The sequence below is a fragment of the Enterobacter sp. BWH52 genome, assembly GCF_001037565.1.
GTDB classification, from domain to species: domain Bacteria; phylum Pseudomonadota; class Gammaproteobacteria; order Enterobacterales; family Enterobacteriaceae; genus Enterobacter; species Enterobacter hormaechei_C.
In genome coordinates this window covers 1,508,348-1,526,202 of the sequence record NZ_KQ089854.1, presented here as the reverse complement: position 1 = coordinate 1,526,202, position 17,855 = coordinate 1,508,348, and the positions used below count along the sequence as shown (strand labels likewise).

The window sequence follows — 17,855 nt, the reverse complement described above, 5'->3', positions numbered from 1 at the left end:
TGTCATATTTGTGAGCTACATGGAAGATCGTTTGTACAAAAAATGTGACGCGGGACAAGTAACAACCTGAACGCAAAACGAAAAAAAAGCCGCAATCAGCAAGAAGCTGAGTGCGGCTTTCGTCGATGAATTTTACTTATGGCAGGCGGGAAATCTCTCTTGCGATAGCAGCCGACTCCTGTGCCCATCCCTGCGCAAGTACTTTCACCATTTCGTCATAGCCATCTTTCTGCTGCTTGAGTTCAAGATGAAAAGGACGCTTAATCAGCTGACCCTGGTGATTCAGCAGCCACTCCCCGCTGATAACAACGGCACCATCATAGCGGCCATGGAATCCCGTCACGTTAACATTCAGAGTGTCCTGATCGCTTCCCAGAGGCTGCGAGGCAACGACCCAACCGGGGAGCTGGCTGCTCAGATTCGCCACCAGCGTATTGCGTAGCTGCTGATCCAGCGGGCTGGCCCACAGGTTATTGTTGGCGATTACGTACTGCACATCGCTGGTCTGGTAGACCACCCCGTTGCCCGCCAGGTAATCTGGCACGGCAACCTGTTCAACCCACAGCAGACGGCTGCCCTGCGAGGTGCTGCTCTGCGCACCGGACTGGGCGCTTAACGGCAGCTGGTAGTAGCTTTTGTTATCGCTTCCAGAGCTACAGGCCGTTAATACCAGTGCGCCTGCGATGATTAGCCATTTTTTCATTGTTTCGCCCTCTTAGGCTCAGGATCCTTTTTGTCTTTCGCTTCAAACACCAGTGCGTTGCTCTTTTCATTGAGCGTTTTCAGAACGGGCTGTAGCTCGCGTAAAACCTGATCAAGACGTTGCATATCCGCCACCATCTTGTTGTAGGCCGCTGAGCCCGGCTGGAAGCCCTGCATACTACGATTCAGTTCGCGCAACGTTTTCTGCATATCCTGCGGCAGCTGCTGCATGGACTGGTTAGCGGTGATCTTGTTGATATTATCCAGGGTGGTTTGCAGACGTTGCATCGTTGCCTGGCTCTGATGCAGTGATCCCGTCGCAGCCTCAAGCATTGGATTCAGCGGCAGATTGTTGATCTTATCCAGCGTTTCCATCAGACGCTGTTGGATCTGCGCCAGGCCACTGCTGACCGTAGGAATGATTTTGTAGCCACCAAATTCACGGATACCCGTCATTGGTGGCGCTTTTGGATAGAAGTCCATATCGACATACAACGCCCCTGTGACCAGGTTGCCGGTTTTCAGCGAGCCGCGCAGCCCGCGATTCAGCAGGTCGCTGATATGCTCCCCAATATCCTGGTCCTCGCCTATCTGGTTAATCAAACGCTCAGGCTCAATGCGGATCAGCACCGGAATACGATAATCATCATCAAGCATCTGCTTCAGTCCCGGAACAAAGTAAGGCACTTGTCCCACTGTCCCCAGACGAATACCGCGGAACTCAACTGGCGCCCCTGGCTGCAAGCCGCGTACAGAGTCCTTAAAGAACATCAGGTAGTCGATGTGATCGGTATAGAGCGCATCCTGAATGCTTTTTTGATCGTCAAACAGTCTGAAGGCGGTTTTCTCCGCCACCGGTTGTCCCAGATCTATACCTTCCGGCACGTCAAAACTGACGCCCCCACCAAACAGCGTGGTGAGTGAACCCATCTCAACGCGCATCCCCGCAGAGGTGAGATCTACCGCGATCCCGCTGTCTTTCCAGAAGCGAACGTTGCTGGTCACCAGGCGGTCATTAGGCGCGTTGATAAATAGCTGATAGCTGATGGTCCGTTTTTGCGGATCGAAGGTGCTTGTTTCAACCGAACCGACGCGATACCCACGGAACAGCACCGGATCGCCCGGCGAGAGCTGGCCCGCTTTTTTACTGTCCAGAATAACGCGGATCCCTTTTGCATCCGGTGGCGCAAGCGGCGGTGAATCCAGCAGCTGATAGTTTGCTGGCTGGGCGCCTTTGTTGCCGGGCTGGAGTTCAATATAAGCCCCGGACAATAGCGTCCCTAAGCCGCTGATCCCTTCTCTCCCAACCTGCGGTTTCACTACCCAAAAAACAGAATCTTCATGGAGCAGTTTTTCCATGCCAGCATTCAGGCGGGCCTTGATTTCAACATGGGTTAAATCATCCGTCAGGGTCGCGCTTTCCACGACACCCACATCCACGCTGCGGCTCTTGATGGTGGTTTTTCCGCCCTCAATCCCCTCTGCATTGGTGGTAATTAGCGTGACTTCCGGTCCCTGATGGCTGTAATGATAAAACAGGATCCATGCACCGATCAGCGCGGTCACGATGGGGAAAATCCACACCGGCGACCAGTTTCTGACCTTCTGCACTTTAGCCTCTCCACTCTTATTTTCCATGCTCTTACTCTTCCTCATGGCTTGAATCGGGCTCACGATCCCACGATAAACGAGGGTCGAAGGTCATGGCCGCAAACATGGTCATAATGACGACCAACGCAAACATCAGCGCTCCCATAGCGGGATAAATACTCATCAGCCCACCCATACGCACCAGCGCTGAGAGAACCGCAATCACGAACACGTCAATCATCGACCAGCGGCCAACAAATTCCACGACCTCATAAATCAGATGCATGCGCTCGCTGTCTCGCTTACCGTGCCCTTTTGCATCCCAGCAAAGCCAGGCAATGGCAATCATCTTTAAGGTCGGAACCATAATACTGGCGAGGAATATGACGCCTGCTACAGGGTAAGATCCCTCGCTCCACAGCAAAATCACCCCGGCCAGTATGGTCGAGGGCATTCTGTCGCCGAGCAAATCGGTGATCATGATCGGCAAGATATTGGCGGGCAGATAGAGCATGACAGAGGTCACCAGCAGCGCCATGGTCCATTGCAGGCTATTTTTGCGCCGGACGTGACCTTTTGTTTCACAGCGCGGACACACCTCGACATCCGCGGGCAGCACGGCGGTGCAGCACGAGCAGGAGCGAAGCCCCTGACGGATACCCGGTACGCCCACCTTTACCGTCTGCGAGAGCGTCGGCGCCGGGGCAATATCGTCCCAGGCCCAGCGTCGGTCCACGCACTGGAACGCGCGCAGTTGCAGCACGCAGTACAGACACCACGGAATAAAGCTGCTGCCAATCCCCACATCGCCGTAGGCCATCAGCTTCACGAAGCTGACCAGGATACCCGCGAGAAAAATTTCCGCCATCCCCCAGCTTTTCAGCTGGAAAAGGATCCGCGCGAGTTTGATTTTAAGGACAGTGGGCATCCTGACGCGGTTGACCAGCAGCAGAATGACGACCAGGCAAAAAGCCGGGACGATCTGCACGAACAGAAGAAAGAAGGTGCCAAGGCTGGCGTAATCTTCCGAGAACATCACGCCAGGAATTTCCAGTAAATCTACCTGGCTGGTCATCCCACCTACTTTCATATAGATGAAAGGGAAGAGATTGGAGAGCAGTAACATGAATAAGGCTGCCAGCGCATAAGCCGTAGGACGCTGCCTTGGCGCGTCCCACTCGGTCGTCAGCGTAGCGCCGCAGCGCGGGCAGGCAGCCTTATGTCCGTGACCAAGCTCTGGCAACGCCACGAGCATATCGCATTGCGAGCATAATATATGCCGATCGGCATGGTGCTGGTCACACATAGATTATCCCTGTTTATGCGCCGTTTTTCAGAGACTCAAGGTACTCCCAGCGCTCAAATGCCTCTTCCAGCGCCTGTTCAGCCTGGGAGAGTTCAGCCAATACTTTCTGAGTATAGTCGTGAGGCTGCGTAAAGAATGACGCATCAGCGACCTGGATTTGCAGTGCTTCCAGTGCAGCTTCCAGCTCTTCCAGACGCTGCGGCAGCCCCTCCAGCTCGCGCTGCAAGTTATAACTCATTTTAGCAGGAGACTTTTTGACAGTTTCTGCTTTTGCAACAACAGGTTCAGCGACATTTTTGGTCTTCGCCTGTTTTTGCGCCAGCGACTGTGATTGCTGTCCACGCGCGTCATGATAGCCGCCTACATATTGCCCGATGCGTCCTTCGCCTTCGAAGATCCAGCACTCGGTCACGGTGTTATCGACAAACTGACGATCGTGGCTGACCAGCATCACGGTTCCCTGATAACCATCAATCAACTCTTCCAGCAGTTCCAGCGTTTCGACATCCAGATCGTTAGTCGGTTCATCGAGAATCAATAAGTTACTGGGTTTCAGGAACAAACGCGCCAGCAAAAGACGGTTACGCTCACCGCCGGACAGCGCGCGCACCGGCGTCATGGCGCGTTTCGGGTGGAACAGGAAGTCCTGAAGGTAGCCCAGCACGTGACGCGGCTTGCCGTTAACCATGACCTCCTGTTTGCCCTCAGCGAGGTTATCCATCACCGTACGGTCTGGATCCAGCTCTGCGCGGTGCTGGTCGAAGTACGCCACTTCCAGTTTGGTACCGCAGTGGATACGACCGCTGTCGGCCTGGAGCTGACCGAGCATCAGTTTCAGCAGCGTGGTTTTACCGCACCCGTTCGGGCCGATCAGCGCAATTTTGTCGCCGCGCTGAACCTGAGCGGAGAAATCGTTTACCAGCACTTTGCCGTCAACCGAATAATTCACGTTCTCCATTTCGAAGACAATCTTGCCCGAGCGGGACGCCTCTTCAACCTGCATTTTGGCGCTCCCCATGACTTCACGGCGTTCGCTACGTTCGCGGCGCATCGCCTTGAGGGCGCGAACGCGGCCTTCGTTACGGGTACGACGGGCTTTGATGCCCTGACGGATCCAGACCTCTTCCTGTGCCAGCTTGCGGTCGAACTCGGCGTTTTGCAGCTCTTCGACGCGCAGGTTCTCTTCTTTCTCCAGTAGATAGGTATCGTAATCGCCCGGATAAGTCACCAGCTTGCCGCGGTCGAGGTCGACAATGCGCGTGGCCATATTGCGGATGAACGAACGGTCGTGGGAGATGAAGATAATGGTGCCGTTAAAGGTTTTCAGGAACCCTTCCAGCCAGTCAATCGCTTCGATATCCAGGTGGTTCGTCGGTTCGTCCAGCAGCAGCACCTTAGGCCCGCTCACCAGGGCACGGCCCAGCGCCGCTTTACGCAGCCAGCCGCCGGAGAGCGCCGACAGCTCCATATCCGCTTCCAGGCCAAGCTGGGCCAGCACTTCATTAATGCGGTTTTCCAGCTGCCACAGACCGTGGTGATCGAGCATCTCCTGCACTTTTGCCAGCTCGTTGAGATTCTTGTCGCTCGGGTCCGTCATCACCAGATGCGAAATCTCGTGGTAACGCTTGAGGTATTCCGCCTGCTCTGAAATCCCTTCGGCCACAAAATCGTAAACGCTGCCGGTGACGTTACGCGGCGGATCCTGTTGCAGACGAGAGACGATCAGATCCTGCTCGTAAACAATACGTCCATCATCCAGCCCCTGCTCACGGTTGAGGATTTTCATCAGCGTCGATTTACCTGCGCCGTTACGGCCCACCAGACAGACGCGCTCGTTATCTTCGATATGCAGCTCTGCATTATCGAGAAGCGGTGAGTCGCTGAAAGAGAGCCACGCGCCGTGCATACTAATTAAAGACATTTATTTTTCCTTTCAGACCGCGGAAATCAGCCAGCAGTTGTGGATTTGACGGTTACGGGCAAAGTCCTGAGACAGCGTTTTTTGGCTGATTTCTTGTGCTTTCAGTCCCAGTTCGGCCAGGCCGTCGTGATCCATGCGGAATCCGCGCTTGTTGTTCGAGAACATAATGGTGCCGCCTTTACGCAGCAGGCGCTTCAGGTCGGTCATCAGGCGCAGGTGATCGCGTTGAACGTCAAAGCTATCCTCCATACGCTTGGAGTTAGAGAAGGTCGGCGGATCGATAAAGATCAGGTCAAACTGCTCGTCGGTATCGCGCAGCCAGCCCAGCACGTCGGCCTGTAACAGGCGATGCTGACGACCGGTTAAGCCGTTAAGACGCAGGTTGCGCTCTGCCCACTCCAGATAAGTTCGTGACATATCTACCGTGGTGGTGCTACGCGCGCCGCCAAGCCCCGCATGAACGCTGGCGCTACCGGTATAGGAGAACAGGTTCAGGAAGTCTTTGCCCTTGCTCATCTGGCCCAGCATGCGGCGGGCGATACGGTGGTCGAGGAACAGACCGGTATCAAGGTAGTCGGTCAGGTTAACCCACAGGCGCGCGTTATATTCGCCCACTTCGATGAAGTCACCCTTCTCGCCCATCTTCTGATACTGGTTTTTGCCTTTCTGACGCTCACGGGTTTTCAGCACCAGCTTGTTTGGCGAAATGCCGAGTACGGCGATGGTGGCCGCAATCACATCCAGCATACGCTGACGCGCTTTTTGCGCATCGATAGTTTTCGGCGGGGCGTATTCCTGAACCACTACCCAGTCCGCATAGCGGTCAACCGCCACGTTGTATTCCGGCAGGTCAGCGTCGTACAGGCGATAACATTCGATGCCTTCCTGCTTTGCCCACTTCTCAAATTTCTTCAGGTTTTTGCGCAGGCGGTTGGCGTAATCTTCCGCCACGCCTGACGGTTTGCTATCCGCCGCTATCTCTGCCAGATGGTAGTTTTTCTGCACGCAGTCCAGCGGGCCGTTTTTCGCCTTGAACTGGCGATCGGCACGCAATTGCAGGCAGCTCAGCAGCTCCGGCGAGGCGCTAAACAGGGAGAGGTTCCAGCCGCCGAAATGCGCTTTCATGTTGCGGCCCAGCAGGCTGTGCAGTGCAATCAGCGCCGGCTCGCTGTCCAGACGCTCACCATACGGCGGGTTGCTGATCACCGTACCGTACGGGCCTTTTGGCAACGGGTTGGTCAGGTTCGCCACGTCTTTCACCTCGAAGGTGACCAGCTCGCCGATACCGGCACGACGGGCGTTGCTGCGCGCACGTTCAATCACCCGTGCATCGCTGTCCGAACCGTAAAAGTGAGAGGTGTATTCCGCCAGCCCTTTACGGGCGCGGGTCTGCGCATCGTCTTTGACCTCTTTCCAGATGGCCTCATCGTGCTGTGCCCAGCCTTTGAAGCCCCAGTGGCCGCGGTGCAGCCCTGGCGCACGGTCGGTGGCCAGCATCGCGGCTTCAATCAGCAGCGTACCGGAACCGCACATCGGATCGAGCAGCGGCGTACCTGGCTGCCATCCGGAGCGCATCACGATAGCGGCAGCCAGCGTTTCTTTGATCGGCGCCATCCCGGTTCGATCGCGATAACCGCGCAGATGCAGGCCTGCGCCGCTCAGATCAAGGGAAATACTGGCCGTATCGCCGTTCAGCCAGACGTTGATACGCAGATCCGGGTTTTCACGGTCAACGTTCGGACGTTCTTTATTACGACGCGTGAAGCAGTCCACAATGGCATCCTTAACGCGCAGGGCACCGTACTGGCTGTTGCGAATCTCATCGTTGACGCCGTTGAAATGCACCGCAAAGGTGGCGTCCGGGGTGAAGATCTCTGTCCAGTCGATCATCTGTACGCCGGTGTAGAGATCAAGATCGCTGTAGACCTTGCACTCTTTCATCGGCAGCATGATGCGCGACGCCAGACGGCTCCACATCAGGCTCTGGTAAATAAGCCGCGTGTCGCCCTCAAAATGGACACCACCCTGAACCACCCGGCACTCTTTCGCGCCCAGGGCTTCCAGTTCAGTTTTTAACAGCTCTTCCAGCCCACGGGCCGTACTGGCAAACAGAGAATTCATATCGTCACTTTTACTCATAGAAAATTGTCGCGCATTATAGCTAATATGGCGTGTATGTCATAAAGTTGAAGGCTTATTTTCTTTAGCGGGAGTGTGTAGTGGCGACGTTATCCAGGCTTTTTATTCATCCGGTGAAATCGATGCGCGGTATCGGCGTGACTCACGCGCTGGCCGATATGAGCGGATTCGCCTTCGATCGTATTTTTATGGTCACCGAGCCTGACGGTACGTTTATCACCGCACGTCAGTTCCCGCAGATGGTTCGCTTTACGCCTTCCCCGCTTCATGACGGGCTGCATTTGACCGCGCCAGACGGTTCAAGCGTCGTGATCCGCTTTGCTGATTTTGCGCCGCTTGATGCGCCAACGGAAGTGTGGGGCAATCATTTTACCGCGCGTATCGCGCCGGATAACATTAACCAGTGGCTCAGCGGCTTTTTCTCCCGTGACGTTCAGCTGCGCTGGGTTGGGCCTGCGCTGACCCGTCGCGTGAAGCGCCACGATGCGGTTCCCCTCTCCTTCGCGGATGGTTTTCCCTTTCTGCTGACCAGCGAGGCCTCGCTGCGAGATTTACAAAAACGTTGCAAAGCCAGCGTGCAGATGGAGCAGTTTCGCCCGAATCTGGTGGTGACCGGAGCGGAGGCCTGGGATGAAGATACCTGGAAAGTCATCCGCATCGGCAGCGTTATTTTTGACGTGGTGAAACCGTGCAGCCGCTGTATTCTCACCACCATTAGCCCGGAGAAAGGCCAGAAGCATCCTTCCGGTGAACCGCTAAAAACCTTGCAGTCATTTCGCACCGCGCAGGATAAAGGTGATGTCGACTTCGGCCAGAACCTGATCCCCCGCTCCAGCGGTGTGATCCGCGTGGGCGACGAGATCGAGATCCTTACCCGCGGGCCTGCCAGGGTGTACGGCGCAGGTCAGGAAGAAGAGATGGTTGACGTGGTAACCAACGTCGCTTCCGCGGTGGATATTCACTGGGAAGGCAAAGTTATCCGTGGTAACAATCAGCAGGTGCTACTGGAACAACTGGAACAGGCGGGTATCCGCGTACCGTATTCCTGTCGCGCGGGGATTTGCGGATGCTGTCGCATTAAACTGGTCGATGGTGAAGTGAGTGCCCTGAAGAAATCTGCGATTGGCGGTGACGGCACGATCCTGTGCTGTAGCTGTGTCCCGAAAACATCCGTACAGCTGGAAGCTTAAACCGCCTGTTCGAGGCTGAAGGAATCAACGCGCAGCTGTGGCTTCAGCCTGTCGTTCATCACTTTGATGGCATCACCTAACTGCATAACTCGCCCGGCAATGGTCACGCCGGGTTGGGCCAGCAAACAGAGCGCAGCGTTTTCACCGGGTTCAACCACCAGCAAATTCACCTCCTCTTCGGTATCGCTCAGATTGACGCTCGCCGCATCGCCGATAGCCGGGGTCCAGCTCATGCCGTGCGCAAGGAAATGCCAGCTTTTCGGCATTTGCGGTTTCAGGAAACGGATCGCCACCAGTGCATTTAATACTAGTTCAGCGCGCTGTTCTTTGGAGAGATCGAACTCGCGGCATTTTTCTTCGAAAGAGAAATAGAGTGCAGCATCGTCAACGCAAAAGCCTGAGGGAGCAAACGCGTCTGGGGTTAACATTCGGCGCGCAAAACGAGAGCGAAACAACATGCCATTGGCTAAGTCGAGCATCATACGGTCATGCTCTTCACAAAAATACCAGCGCCAGTTATCGTCAGGTTTAATTCGCATGTTTCTCTCCCGTCCCCTAAACGTCCTGTACTAAAAATGTCCTGTTTGCCGCTTCGCTTATAACACTAGTAATAAAAGACTATAATGTCTAAATAAGCAACAATGACGGAATATAAAACAACCAGGGCTGGAAATAAAGCCCTGGTTGTCTGATTAAGAGAAAAGATTAGATATGCGTGACGATTTCTTTAATCAGCGGCGGCCCTTTAAAAATAAAGCCGGAATAAATTTGCACCAGCGATGCGCCTGCCGCCATCTTCTCACGTGCAGCGATGACGGAGTCAATGCCACCCACGCCAATAATCGGCAGCTGGCCTTTTAATTCCGCGGAGAGTGCGCGAATAATTTCGGTGCTTTTTAATTGTACCGGACGGCCACTTAATCCACCCGCTTCGTCACAGTTTTTCATTCCCTGAACGAGAGAGCGATCGAGTGTCGTATTGGTCGCAATCACACCATCAATATTATGGCGAACTAAACTGTCGGCAACCTGGATCAATTCTTCTGCCGAAAGATCCGGGGCGATCTTAACCGCGACCGGAACATATTTATGGTGGATCGCCTGTAGCGCCGTTTGTTTATTTTTAATGGCGCTAAGAAGATCGTCGAGCGCTTCGCCATATTGTAATGAACGCAGCCCTGGGGTGTTAGGCGAGGAAATATTCACCGCAATATAACCGGCATAGGCATAGACTTTTTCCATACAAATCAGATAGTCATCTTTACCCTGCTCGACCGGCGTGTCTTTATTTTTGCCAATATTTATACCCAGCACGCCATCAAAATGGGCTTTCTTAACGTTCTCAACCAGATGATCGACGCCAAGGTTATTAAAGCCCATGCGGTTGATCAGCCCTTCGGCTTCAACCAGGCGAAACAGGCGTGGCTTGTCATTTCCCGGCTGCGGACGCGGCGTTACCGTCCCGATTTCGATCGAGCCAAAGCCCATCGCACCGAGTGCATCAATGCATTCGCCATTTTTGTCCAGACCGGCCGCCAGGCCCAGTGGATTTTTGAAAGTCAGGCCCATGCACTGAACTGGTTTTTCCGGCACGTTTTGACGCACCAGCGCGGCCAGAGGCGTTCCTGTAATACGGCGTAACTGCTGAAATGTAAATTCATGAGCGCGCTCAGGATCGAGCTGGAAAAGGGCTTTACGAACGAAGGGGTAGTACATGAACTCTCCTGGATTCCCGGTGTGCAAACCGGGAGGGGATTATGTGCGATCCCGCCCGGAAAGGGAATTGACCTGTGGCAAAAAAAGCCACGTAAAACGCAATCGTTTACTTATCGGTTCGCTTCTTATGCATTTTTCTGCATTCATCCTGAGGATAAATCATTTAGTGGAATAACCACGCAATGTCACACTCCTGAAAATTGTTATGAATGTTAGATAAAAGCAAACAATTAGTTATAAGGAGCAACCATGCGCGTCATTACCCTGGCCGGAAGCCCCCGCTTCCCCTCTCGCTCCAGCGCACTGCTGGAATACGCTCGCGAAAAGCTTAATGCTCTGGATGTCGAAGTGTGTCACTGGAATTTGCACAATTTCGCGCCTGAAGATCTGCTCTACGCCCGTTTCGACAGCCCGGCGGTGAAAACCCTGATCGAACAGCTTAAGAGTGCTGACGGGCTGGTCGTCGCGACACCGATTTATAAAGCTTCTTTTTCCGGCGCACTGAAAACGCTCCTCGATCTGCTGCCCGAACGTGCGCTGGACGGTAAGGTCGTCCTGCCGCTGGCCACAGGCGGTACGGTAGCCCATTTACTGGCGGTGGATTATGCCCTCAAGCCGGTTCTGAACGCGCTGAAAGCACAGGAGATCCTGCATGGCGTCTTCGCTGACGACTCACAGGTAATCGACTACCAGCATAAACCGCATTTCACGCCGAATCTGCAAACCCGCCTCGACAGCGCGCTTGAAACCTTCTGGCACGCCCTGAACCGTCGGGATCGCCACGCGGCGGCATTTCATCAATCACAAGGAGTGGCGCATGTTTAAAACAGTTACCCGTATCGGGCTGGCAGGTCTGCTGGCAGTGGCGTCGCTGGCTCAGGCGACGGTGAAAGCGCCGGAGAGCCTGCGTATCGGTTATCAGAAAGGCAGCGTCAGCATGGTGCTGGCGAAAAGCCATGCGTTGCTGGAGAAGCGTTTCCCGGAGACCAAATTCTCATGGGTCGAGTTCCCTGCCGGACCACAGATGCTGGAGGCGCTGAACGTCGGGAGTATTGATTTAGGCAGCACCGGCGATATCCCGCCGATCTTTGCGCAGGCTGCCGGGGCGGATCTGGTTTACGTTGGCGTTGAGCCCGCCAAGCCGAAGGCAGAGGTTATTTTGGTGCCCGAAAACAGCGAGATCAAAAGCGTCGCCGACCTCAAAGGCCATAAGGTTGCTTTCCAGAAAGGTTCAAGCTCGCACAACCTGCTGCTGCGCGCGTTGCAGGAGGCCGGCCTAAAATTCACCGATATCCAGCCCGTTTACCTGACGCCTGCCGATGCGCGCGCGGCGTTTCAGCAAAAAAATGTTGATGCCTGGGCTATCTGGGATCCGTACTACTCCGCCGCACTGTTGCAGGGCGGTGTGCGGGTGCTGAAAGACGGCACCACCCTGAAGCAGACCGGTTCGTTCTACCTGGCGGCACGTCCTTACGCTGAGAAAAATGGCGCATTTATTCAGCAGGTGCTGGATACCTTCTCTCAGGCCGATGCGCTGACCCAAAGCCAGCGTCAGCAGAGCATCACGCTGCTGGCAAAAACCATGGGCCTGCCTGAACCGGTGATCGCCACCTATCTTGACCACCGTCCTCCCACCACCATAGCACCGGTTGACGCCCACGTTGCCGCTCTCCAGCAGCAAACGGCAGACCTCTTTTATCAAAACCGCCTGGTTCCAAAGCAGGTGAATATTCGCGAACGCATCTGGCAACCCGCTGGCATTGAAGGAAAAAAATCATGAGTCTGAATCTTTTCTGGTTTTTACCCACCCACGGTGATGGACACTATCTTGGCACAGAAGAAGGCGCCCGCCCGGTCGATCACGGCTACCTACAGCAGATCGCCCAGGCGGCAGACCGCATCGGTTTTACCGGGGTGCTGATCCCGACGGGCCGTTCATGTGAGGATGCGTGGCTGGTTGCCGCGTCAATGATCCCCGTCACCCAGCGCCTGAAATTCCTGGTAGCCTTGCGCCCGAGCGTGGTGTCGCCCACCGTCGCGGCGCGTCAGGCGGCAACGCTGGACAGGCTTTCCAACGGCCGTGCGCTGTTCAACCTTGTGACGGGCAGCGATCCGCAGGAGCTGGCGGGGGATGGCGTTTTCCTCGATCATACCGAACGCTATGAAGCCTCCGCAGAGTTCACCCGCGTCTGGCGACGTCTGCTGGAAGGGGAAACCGTCACCTTCGAAGGGAAACATATCCACGTTCGCGATGCGCAGCTCTACTTCCCGCCGGTACAGCAGCCGCGCCCTCCCCTCTATTTTGGCGGATCGTCGGACGTGGCGCAGGAGCTGGCGGCCGAGCAGGTCGATCTCTATCTGACCTGGGGCGAACCACCGGAGCTGGTGAAAGAGAAAATTGCTCAGGTACGCGCTAAAGCCGCAGAACATGGCCGTACGGTACGCTTTGGTATTCGCCTGCACGTGATCGTCCGCGAAACCAACGACGAGGCCTGGCAAGCCGCCGACCGTCTGATCGCTCATCTGGACGACGACACTATCGCCAAAGCACAGGCGGCGTTTGCCAAAACCGACTCCGTGGGCCAGCACCGGATGGCCTCCCTGCACAACGGCAAGCGTGAAAATCTTGAGATCAGCCCGAACCTGTGGGCCGGGGTGGGTCTGGTGCGCGGCGGCGCCGGCACGGCGCTGGTCGGCGACGGTCCAACCGTAGCGGCACGCATTAATGAATACGCGGCGCTGGGGATCGACAGCTTTATCCTGTCTGGCTACCCGCATCTGGAGGAGGCGTACAAGGTGGGTGAACTGCTGTTCCCGCACCTGGATGTCGCTATCCCGGAAATTCCGCAGCCACGCCAGCTTCAGTTACAGGGCGAAGCCGTGGCGAACGCGTTTATCCCGAGAAAAGTCGCGCAAAGCTAAGGAGCCACCATGTCTGCAACCGCACAAAAATGGCTACTGCGCGCCGCGCCGTGGTTTCTGCCCGTCGGCATTGTCCTCGTCTGGCAACTGGCGTCTTCAACTGGCTGGCTGTCGAGCCGCATTTTGCCCTCTCCGGAGGGCGTTGTGGAAGCGTTCTGGTCGCTCAGCGCCAGCGGTGAGCTGTGGCAACATCTTGCCATCAGCTCCTGGCGCGCGGTAATCGGCTTTTCGATTGGCGGAAGCATCGGCCTGACGCTGGGGCTGATCAGCGGCCTGTCCCGCTGGGGTGAGCGGCTGCTGGATACCTCCGTTCAGATGCTGCGTAACGTGCCGCATCTGGCGCTTATCCCGCTGGTTATTTTGTGGTTTGGCATTGATGAGAGCGCCAAAATTTTCCTCGTGGCGCTGGGAACGTTATTCCCGATTTATATCAATACCTGGCATGGGATCCGCAATATCGATCGCGGTCTGGTTGAGATGGCCCGCAGCTATGGCCTGTCAGGTTTTGCCCTGTTTACCCATGTGATCCTGCCGGGCGCCCTGCCCTCCATTATGGTTGGGGTGCGTTTTGCGCTCGGCCTGATGTGGCTAACCCTGATCGTGGCGGAAACCATTTCGGCTAACTCCGGCATTGGTTATCTGGCCATGAACGCCCGCGAGTTCCTGCAAACGGACGTGGTGGTGGTTGCCATTATCCTTTATGCCCTGCTCGGCAAACTTGCGGACGTCAGCGCCCAGTGGCTGGAACGTAGCTGGCTGCGCTGGAACCCGGCCTACACCGCTCAGGAGGCGAAAGCATGAATACTGCACGACTGAACCAGGGAACACCGTTACTGCTGAACGGCGTGACCAAACGCTACGGCGACAACACCATTCTGAATGCACTGGATCTGCACATTCCTGCCGGACAGTTTGTTGCCGTTGTCGGCCGCAGCGGTGGCGGCAAGAGTACCCTGCTGCGTCTTTTAGCCGGGCTGGAAGCGCCAAACAGCGGTGACATTCTGGCAGGCACTACGCCGCTGGCCACGATTCAGGATGATACGCGCATGATGTTTCAGGATGCGCGTCTGCTGCCGTGGAAAACGGTGATGGATAACGTCGGGCTGGGCCTGAAGGGCAGCTGGCGGGAGGACGCCCGGCAGGCACTCGCTGCGGTAGGGCTGGAGAATCGCGCGGGAGAGTGGCCTGCGGCCCTGTCGGGTGGACAAAAGCAGCGCGTAGCGCTGGCACGCGCGCTGATTCATCGTCCCGGCCTGCTGCTGCTTGATGAACCGCTCGGCGCGCTTGATGCCCTGACGCGGATCGAAATGCAGGATCTGATTGAAACCCTATGGCAGACGCACGGCTTTACGGTGCTGCTGGTGACGCATGATGTCAGTGAAGCCGTGGCAATGGCAGACAGGGTGCTGTTAATAGAAGAAGGTAAAATTGGTCTGGATCTGACGGTAGATATTCCGCGTCCTCGCCGCGTGGGATCGGCCCGACTGGGGGAGCTGGAAGCCGAAGTGCTGGATCGGGTGATGAAGCGTGGGGTAAGTGAACGGGTGTTGATTAAAGCTAATGCCTGATGCCCGCACCCCGGCCCTCTCCCACAGGGAGAGGGAGAAAAAACTAAAAACGGCAACCGAGGTTGCCGTTTTGCTTTTACCTGCCCACCGGGCAATTTTTTATTACGCTAAGGCCTTAGCAATCTTCTCGTACAGATCGCCAGACAGATTTTCCAGCCCTTTCAGCTGCTCAAGCGCGGCGCGCATTTTCGCCTGACGCTGCGCATCGTAACGTTTCAGGCGGATCAGCGGCTCAATCAGACGAGACGCCACCTGCGGGTTACGGCTGTTCAGCTCGGTCAGCATTTCAACCATGAACTGATAACCGCTGCCGTCTTCGGCATGGAACGCGGCCGGGTTGCTGCTGGCGAAGGCACCAATCAGAGAGCGGACGCGGTTCGGGTTGCTCATGGTGAACGAACGGTGCTTCAGCAGGCTACGTACTTTGCTGAGTACATCGGCTGCCGGACTGGTGGCCTGAAGGATGAACCACTTGTCCATCACCAGACCATCCTGATACCACTTGTCGTCGTACTCCTGCATCAGCGCATCGCGGCACGGCAGGTCGGCGGCAACGCTTGCAGCCAGCGCGGCCAGGGCATCCGTCATGTTATCGGCTTCGTGGTACTGCTTGCTGACCAGCGTGTTCGCCAGCTCTGCCTCACCAAACGCCAGATAGCGCAGGCAGGTATTGCGCAGGGAACGTTTACCGATATCCGCATGTTCCACCCGATACGCGTCCAGCTTGTTGGCGTTGTAAATGGCGAGGAACTCATCTGCCAGTTCGGTCGCCAGCGTGCGGGTCAGCGCTTCACGCACGGCGACGATGGCAATCGGATCAATGATGTCAAACAGCTCGGCGATTTCAGTCGCAGACGGCAGCGTTAAAATTTCAGCCGCCAGCGCCGGGTCAATGTTCTCATCCAGCAGGATGGCACGGAACGCGTCTGCCACATGAACCGGCAGCGTCAACGGCTGGCCCTGCTGGTAACGGTTGACGTTCAGCTTGATGTAGGTCGCCAGCAGACTTTGTGCCGCATCCCAGCGCGAGAAATCGTTGCGCGCGTGACGCATCAGGAACGTCAGCTGCTGATCGCTCCACTTGTATTCGAGTTTCACCGGCGCGGAGAATTCGCACAGCAGGGCGGGAACGGGCTGGAAATAGACGTTATCGAAGATAAAGGTCTGCTCTGCCTGGGTCACGTTCAGCACGTTATGCACCGGGTGACCGCCCTTCTGTAACGGGATCACATTGCCTTCGTTGTCGTACAGCTCAACGCTGAACGGAATGTGCAGCGGATGTTTCTCTTCCTGCTCCGCCGTTGGCGGTGTGCGCTGGCTGATGGTCAGCGTGTACTGCTCGGTTTCCGGGTTGTAGTCGTCTTTGACCGTCACAATCGGCGTACCGGCCTGGCTGTACCAGCGGCGGAAATGAGACAGATCCACGTTAGAGGCGTCTTCCATCGCCTGAACAAAATCGTCGCAGGTGGCCGCACTGCCGTCGTGACGCTCGAAGTAAAGCTGCATCCCTTTCTGGAAATTCTCTTCGCCCAGCAGGGTGTGGATCATGCGGATAATTTCAGCGCCTTTTTCATACACCGTCAGGGTGTAGAAGTTATTCATCTCAATGACTTTATCCGGGCGGATCGGGTGGGCCATTGGGCTGGCATCTTCTGCAAATTGCAGACCACGCATAGTGCGCACGTTGTTGATGCGGTTCACCGCCCGCGATCCCAGATCGGAGCTGAACTCCTGATCGCGGAAGACGGTTAAGCCCTCTTTCAGGCTCAGCTGGAACCAGTCGCGACAGGTGACGCGGTTCCCGGTCCAGTTATGAAAATATTCGTGGCCGATAACGCGTTCGATATCGAGGTAATCTTTATCCGTGGCGGTATCGGTACGCGCCAGCACGTATTTGGAGTTAAAGATGTTAAGACCTTTATTCTCCATCGCGCCCATGTTGAAGAAATCGACAGCAACAATCATATAGATGTCGAGGTCATATTCGAGACCAAAGCGCGTTTCATCCCACTTCATGGAGTTGATGAGAGAGGTCATTGCCCACGGTGCGCGGTCAAGGTTGCCACGATCCACGAACAGCTCCAGCGCGACTTCACGGCCAGAGCGCGTTTTAAAGGTGTCGCGGAGAACATCGAAATCTCCCGCCACCAGCGCAAACAGATAGCAGGGTTTCGGGAACGGATCCTGCCACTGTACCCAGTGACGGCCATTCTCCATTTCCCCCTCGCCAATCCGGTTGCCGTTGGAGAGCAGGTACGGGTACAGCGTTTTGTCGGCAATAATTTTGGTGGTAAAGCGCGCCAGGACGTCCGGGCGATCAAGATACCAGGTAATGTGGCGGAAACCTTCGGCTTCACACTGGGTACACAGGGCTACGCCTGACTGGTAAAGCCCTTCCAGCGCGGTATTGGCGGCAGGGCTAATTTCATTCACGATGCGCAGGGTAAAGCGTTCCGGCAGGTTGTCGATGACCAGCTGGTTGCCTTCTTCTTTATAGTCTGACCAGACTTCATCGTTAATATGCAGGGAAACCAGCGTCAGGTCTTCACCATCCAGACGCAGCGGCACGGCTGTCGCGCTCTGGCGCGTCACCTGGCTTACCGCCGTCACGACGGTTTTTGTGGCATCCAGGTCGAAAGTCAGATCGATATCGCTTATCAGGTATTCCGGCGCACGGTAGTCGTGGCGGTATTTAGCTTGTGGCTGTTGTGTCATAGAAAACCTTATGCATCGTTTGTCGAGTAACGATTCAATATATTCCTGTTGTGTAAAACGCGCTATGCAGAATGTTCATCTTTTCA

The 17,855-nt window shown here is 55.8% G+C and carries 14 protein-coding genes; 6 read left to right on the top strand and 8 right to left on the bottom strand.

From position 1 onward, the window contains the following. Nucleotides 1-136: 136 nt before the first annotated feature. From pqiC to rlmKL, 5 genes are read right to left on the bottom strand one after another with little or no spacing between them, the layout of a single operon-like run. Nucleotides 137-703: a membrane integrity-associated transporter subunit PqiC gene (gene pqiC, locus SK47_RS07085; protein WP_017384809.1), complete on the bottom strand. Its 567-nt coding sequence runs from the start codon at nt 701-703 to the stop codon at nt 137-139. Next, nucleotides 700-2,340 (bottom strand): intermembrane transport protein PqiB, encoded by a 1,641-nt coding sequence (pqiB, locus tag SK47_RS07080; RefSeq protein ID WP_003858166.1) that lies wholly within the window; start codon nt 2,338-2,340, stop codon nt 700-702. Before pqiB ends, pqiC begins: the two co-directional genes overlap by 4 nt. Nucleotides 2,341-2,344: 4 nt before the next feature. Further along, nucleotides 2,345-3,598 (bottom strand): membrane integrity-associated transporter subunit PqiA, encoded by a 1,254-nt coding sequence (gene pqiA, locus SK47_RS07075; protein ID WP_017693685.1) that lies wholly within the window; start codon nt 3,596-3,598, stop codon nt 2,345-2,347. Nucleotides 3,599-3,611: 13 nt separating this feature from the next. Continuing rightward, nucleotides 3,612-5,519, bottom strand: a complete 1,908-nt coding sequence (locus SK47_RS07070; RefSeq protein WP_006809352.1) for an ABC transporter ATP-binding protein — start codon at nt 5,517-5,519, stop codon at nt 3,612-3,614. A 12-nt stretch (nt 5,520-5,531) separates the two neighbouring features. Then, nucleotides 5,532-7,640, bottom strand: coding sequence for a bifunctional 23S rRNA (guanine(2069)-N(7))-methyltransferase RlmK/23S rRNA (guanine(2445)-N(2))-methyltransferase RlmL (gene rlmKL / locus SK47_RS07065; RefSeq protein ID WP_003858171.1), 2,109 nt, complete (start codon nt 7,638-7,640; stop codon nt 5,532-5,534). A gap of 98 nt (nt 7,641-7,738) precedes the next feature. Between rlmKL and SK47_RS07060 the strand changes: the two genes are divergently transcribed. Continuing rightward, on the top strand, nt 7,739-8,848 hold the full coding sequence (locus tag SK47_RS07060; RefSeq protein ID WP_003858174.1) for a YcbX family protein: 1,110 nt from the start codon (nt 7,739-7,741) through the stop codon (nt 8,846-8,848). Here the strand turns inward: SK47_RS07060 and zapC are convergent. Together zapC and pyrD are read right to left on the bottom strand one after the other, a co-directional pair. Then, nucleotides 8,845-9,387, bottom strand: coding sequence for a cell division protein ZapC (gene zapC, locus SK47_RS07055; RefSeq protein WP_022650736.1), 543 nt, complete (start codon nt 9,385-9,387; stop codon nt 8,845-8,847). The two genes, SK47_RS07060 and zapC, sit on opposite strands and share 4 nt — an antisense overlap. 166 nt (nt 9,388-9,553) lie before the next feature. Then, nucleotides 9,554-10,564 (bottom strand): quinone-dependent dihydroorotate dehydrogenase, encoded by a 1,011-nt coding sequence (pyrD, locus tag SK47_RS07050; RefSeq protein WP_015570907.1) that lies wholly within the window; start codon nt 10,562-10,564, stop codon nt 9,554-9,556. A 249-nt stretch (nt 10,565-10,813) separates the two neighbouring features. Between pyrD and ssuE the strand changes: the two genes are divergently transcribed. From ssuE to ssuB, 5 genes are read left to right on the top strand one after another with little or no spacing between them, the layout of a single operon-like run. After that, entirely contained in the window at nt 10,814-11,389 is a 576-nt protein-coding gene (gene ssuE, locus SK47_RS07045; RefSeq protein WP_048243724.1) for an NADPH-dependent FMN reductase, read from the top strand. After that, on the top strand, nt 11,382-12,344 hold the full coding sequence (locus SK47_RS07040; RefSeq protein ID WP_023315761.1) for a sulfonate ABC transporter substrate-binding protein: 963 nt from the start codon (nt 11,382-11,384) through the stop codon (nt 12,342-12,344). Before ssuE ends, SK47_RS07040 begins: the two co-directional genes overlap by 8 nt. Further along, on the top strand, nt 12,341-13,486 hold the full coding sequence (gene ssuD, locus SK47_RS07035) for an FMNH2-dependent alkanesulfonate monooxygenase (protein ID WP_017384817.1): 1,146 nt from the start codon (nt 12,341-12,343) through the stop codon (nt 13,484-13,486). The genes SK47_RS07040 and ssuD overlap by 4 nt, the downstream gene beginning before the upstream one ends. Nucleotides 13,487-13,495: 9 nt before the next feature. Beyond that, complete coding sequence (gene ssuC, locus SK47_RS07030; RefSeq protein WP_003858185.1) at nt 13,496-14,287, top strand: aliphatic sulfonate ABC transporter permease SsuC; 792 nt, start codon at nt 13,496-13,498, stop codon at nt 14,285-14,287. After that, a complete protein-coding gene (gene ssuB / locus SK47_RS07025) occupies nt 14,284-15,054 on the top strand; it encodes an aliphatic sulfonates ABC transporter ATP-binding protein (RefSeq protein WP_023324411.1) in 771 nt (256 codons plus the stop codon). The genes ssuC and ssuB overlap by 4 nt, the downstream gene beginning before the upstream one ends. Before the next feature lie 102 nt (nt 15,055-15,156). On the opposite strand, the gene pepN is transcribed toward ssuB, so the two are convergent. After that, nucleotides 15,157-17,769 (bottom strand): aminopeptidase N, encoded by a 2,613-nt coding sequence (gene pepN / locus SK47_RS07020; RefSeq protein WP_048243722.1) that lies wholly within the window; start codon nt 17,767-17,769, stop codon nt 15,157-15,159. Nucleotides 17,770-17,855: the final 86 nt, after the last annotated feature.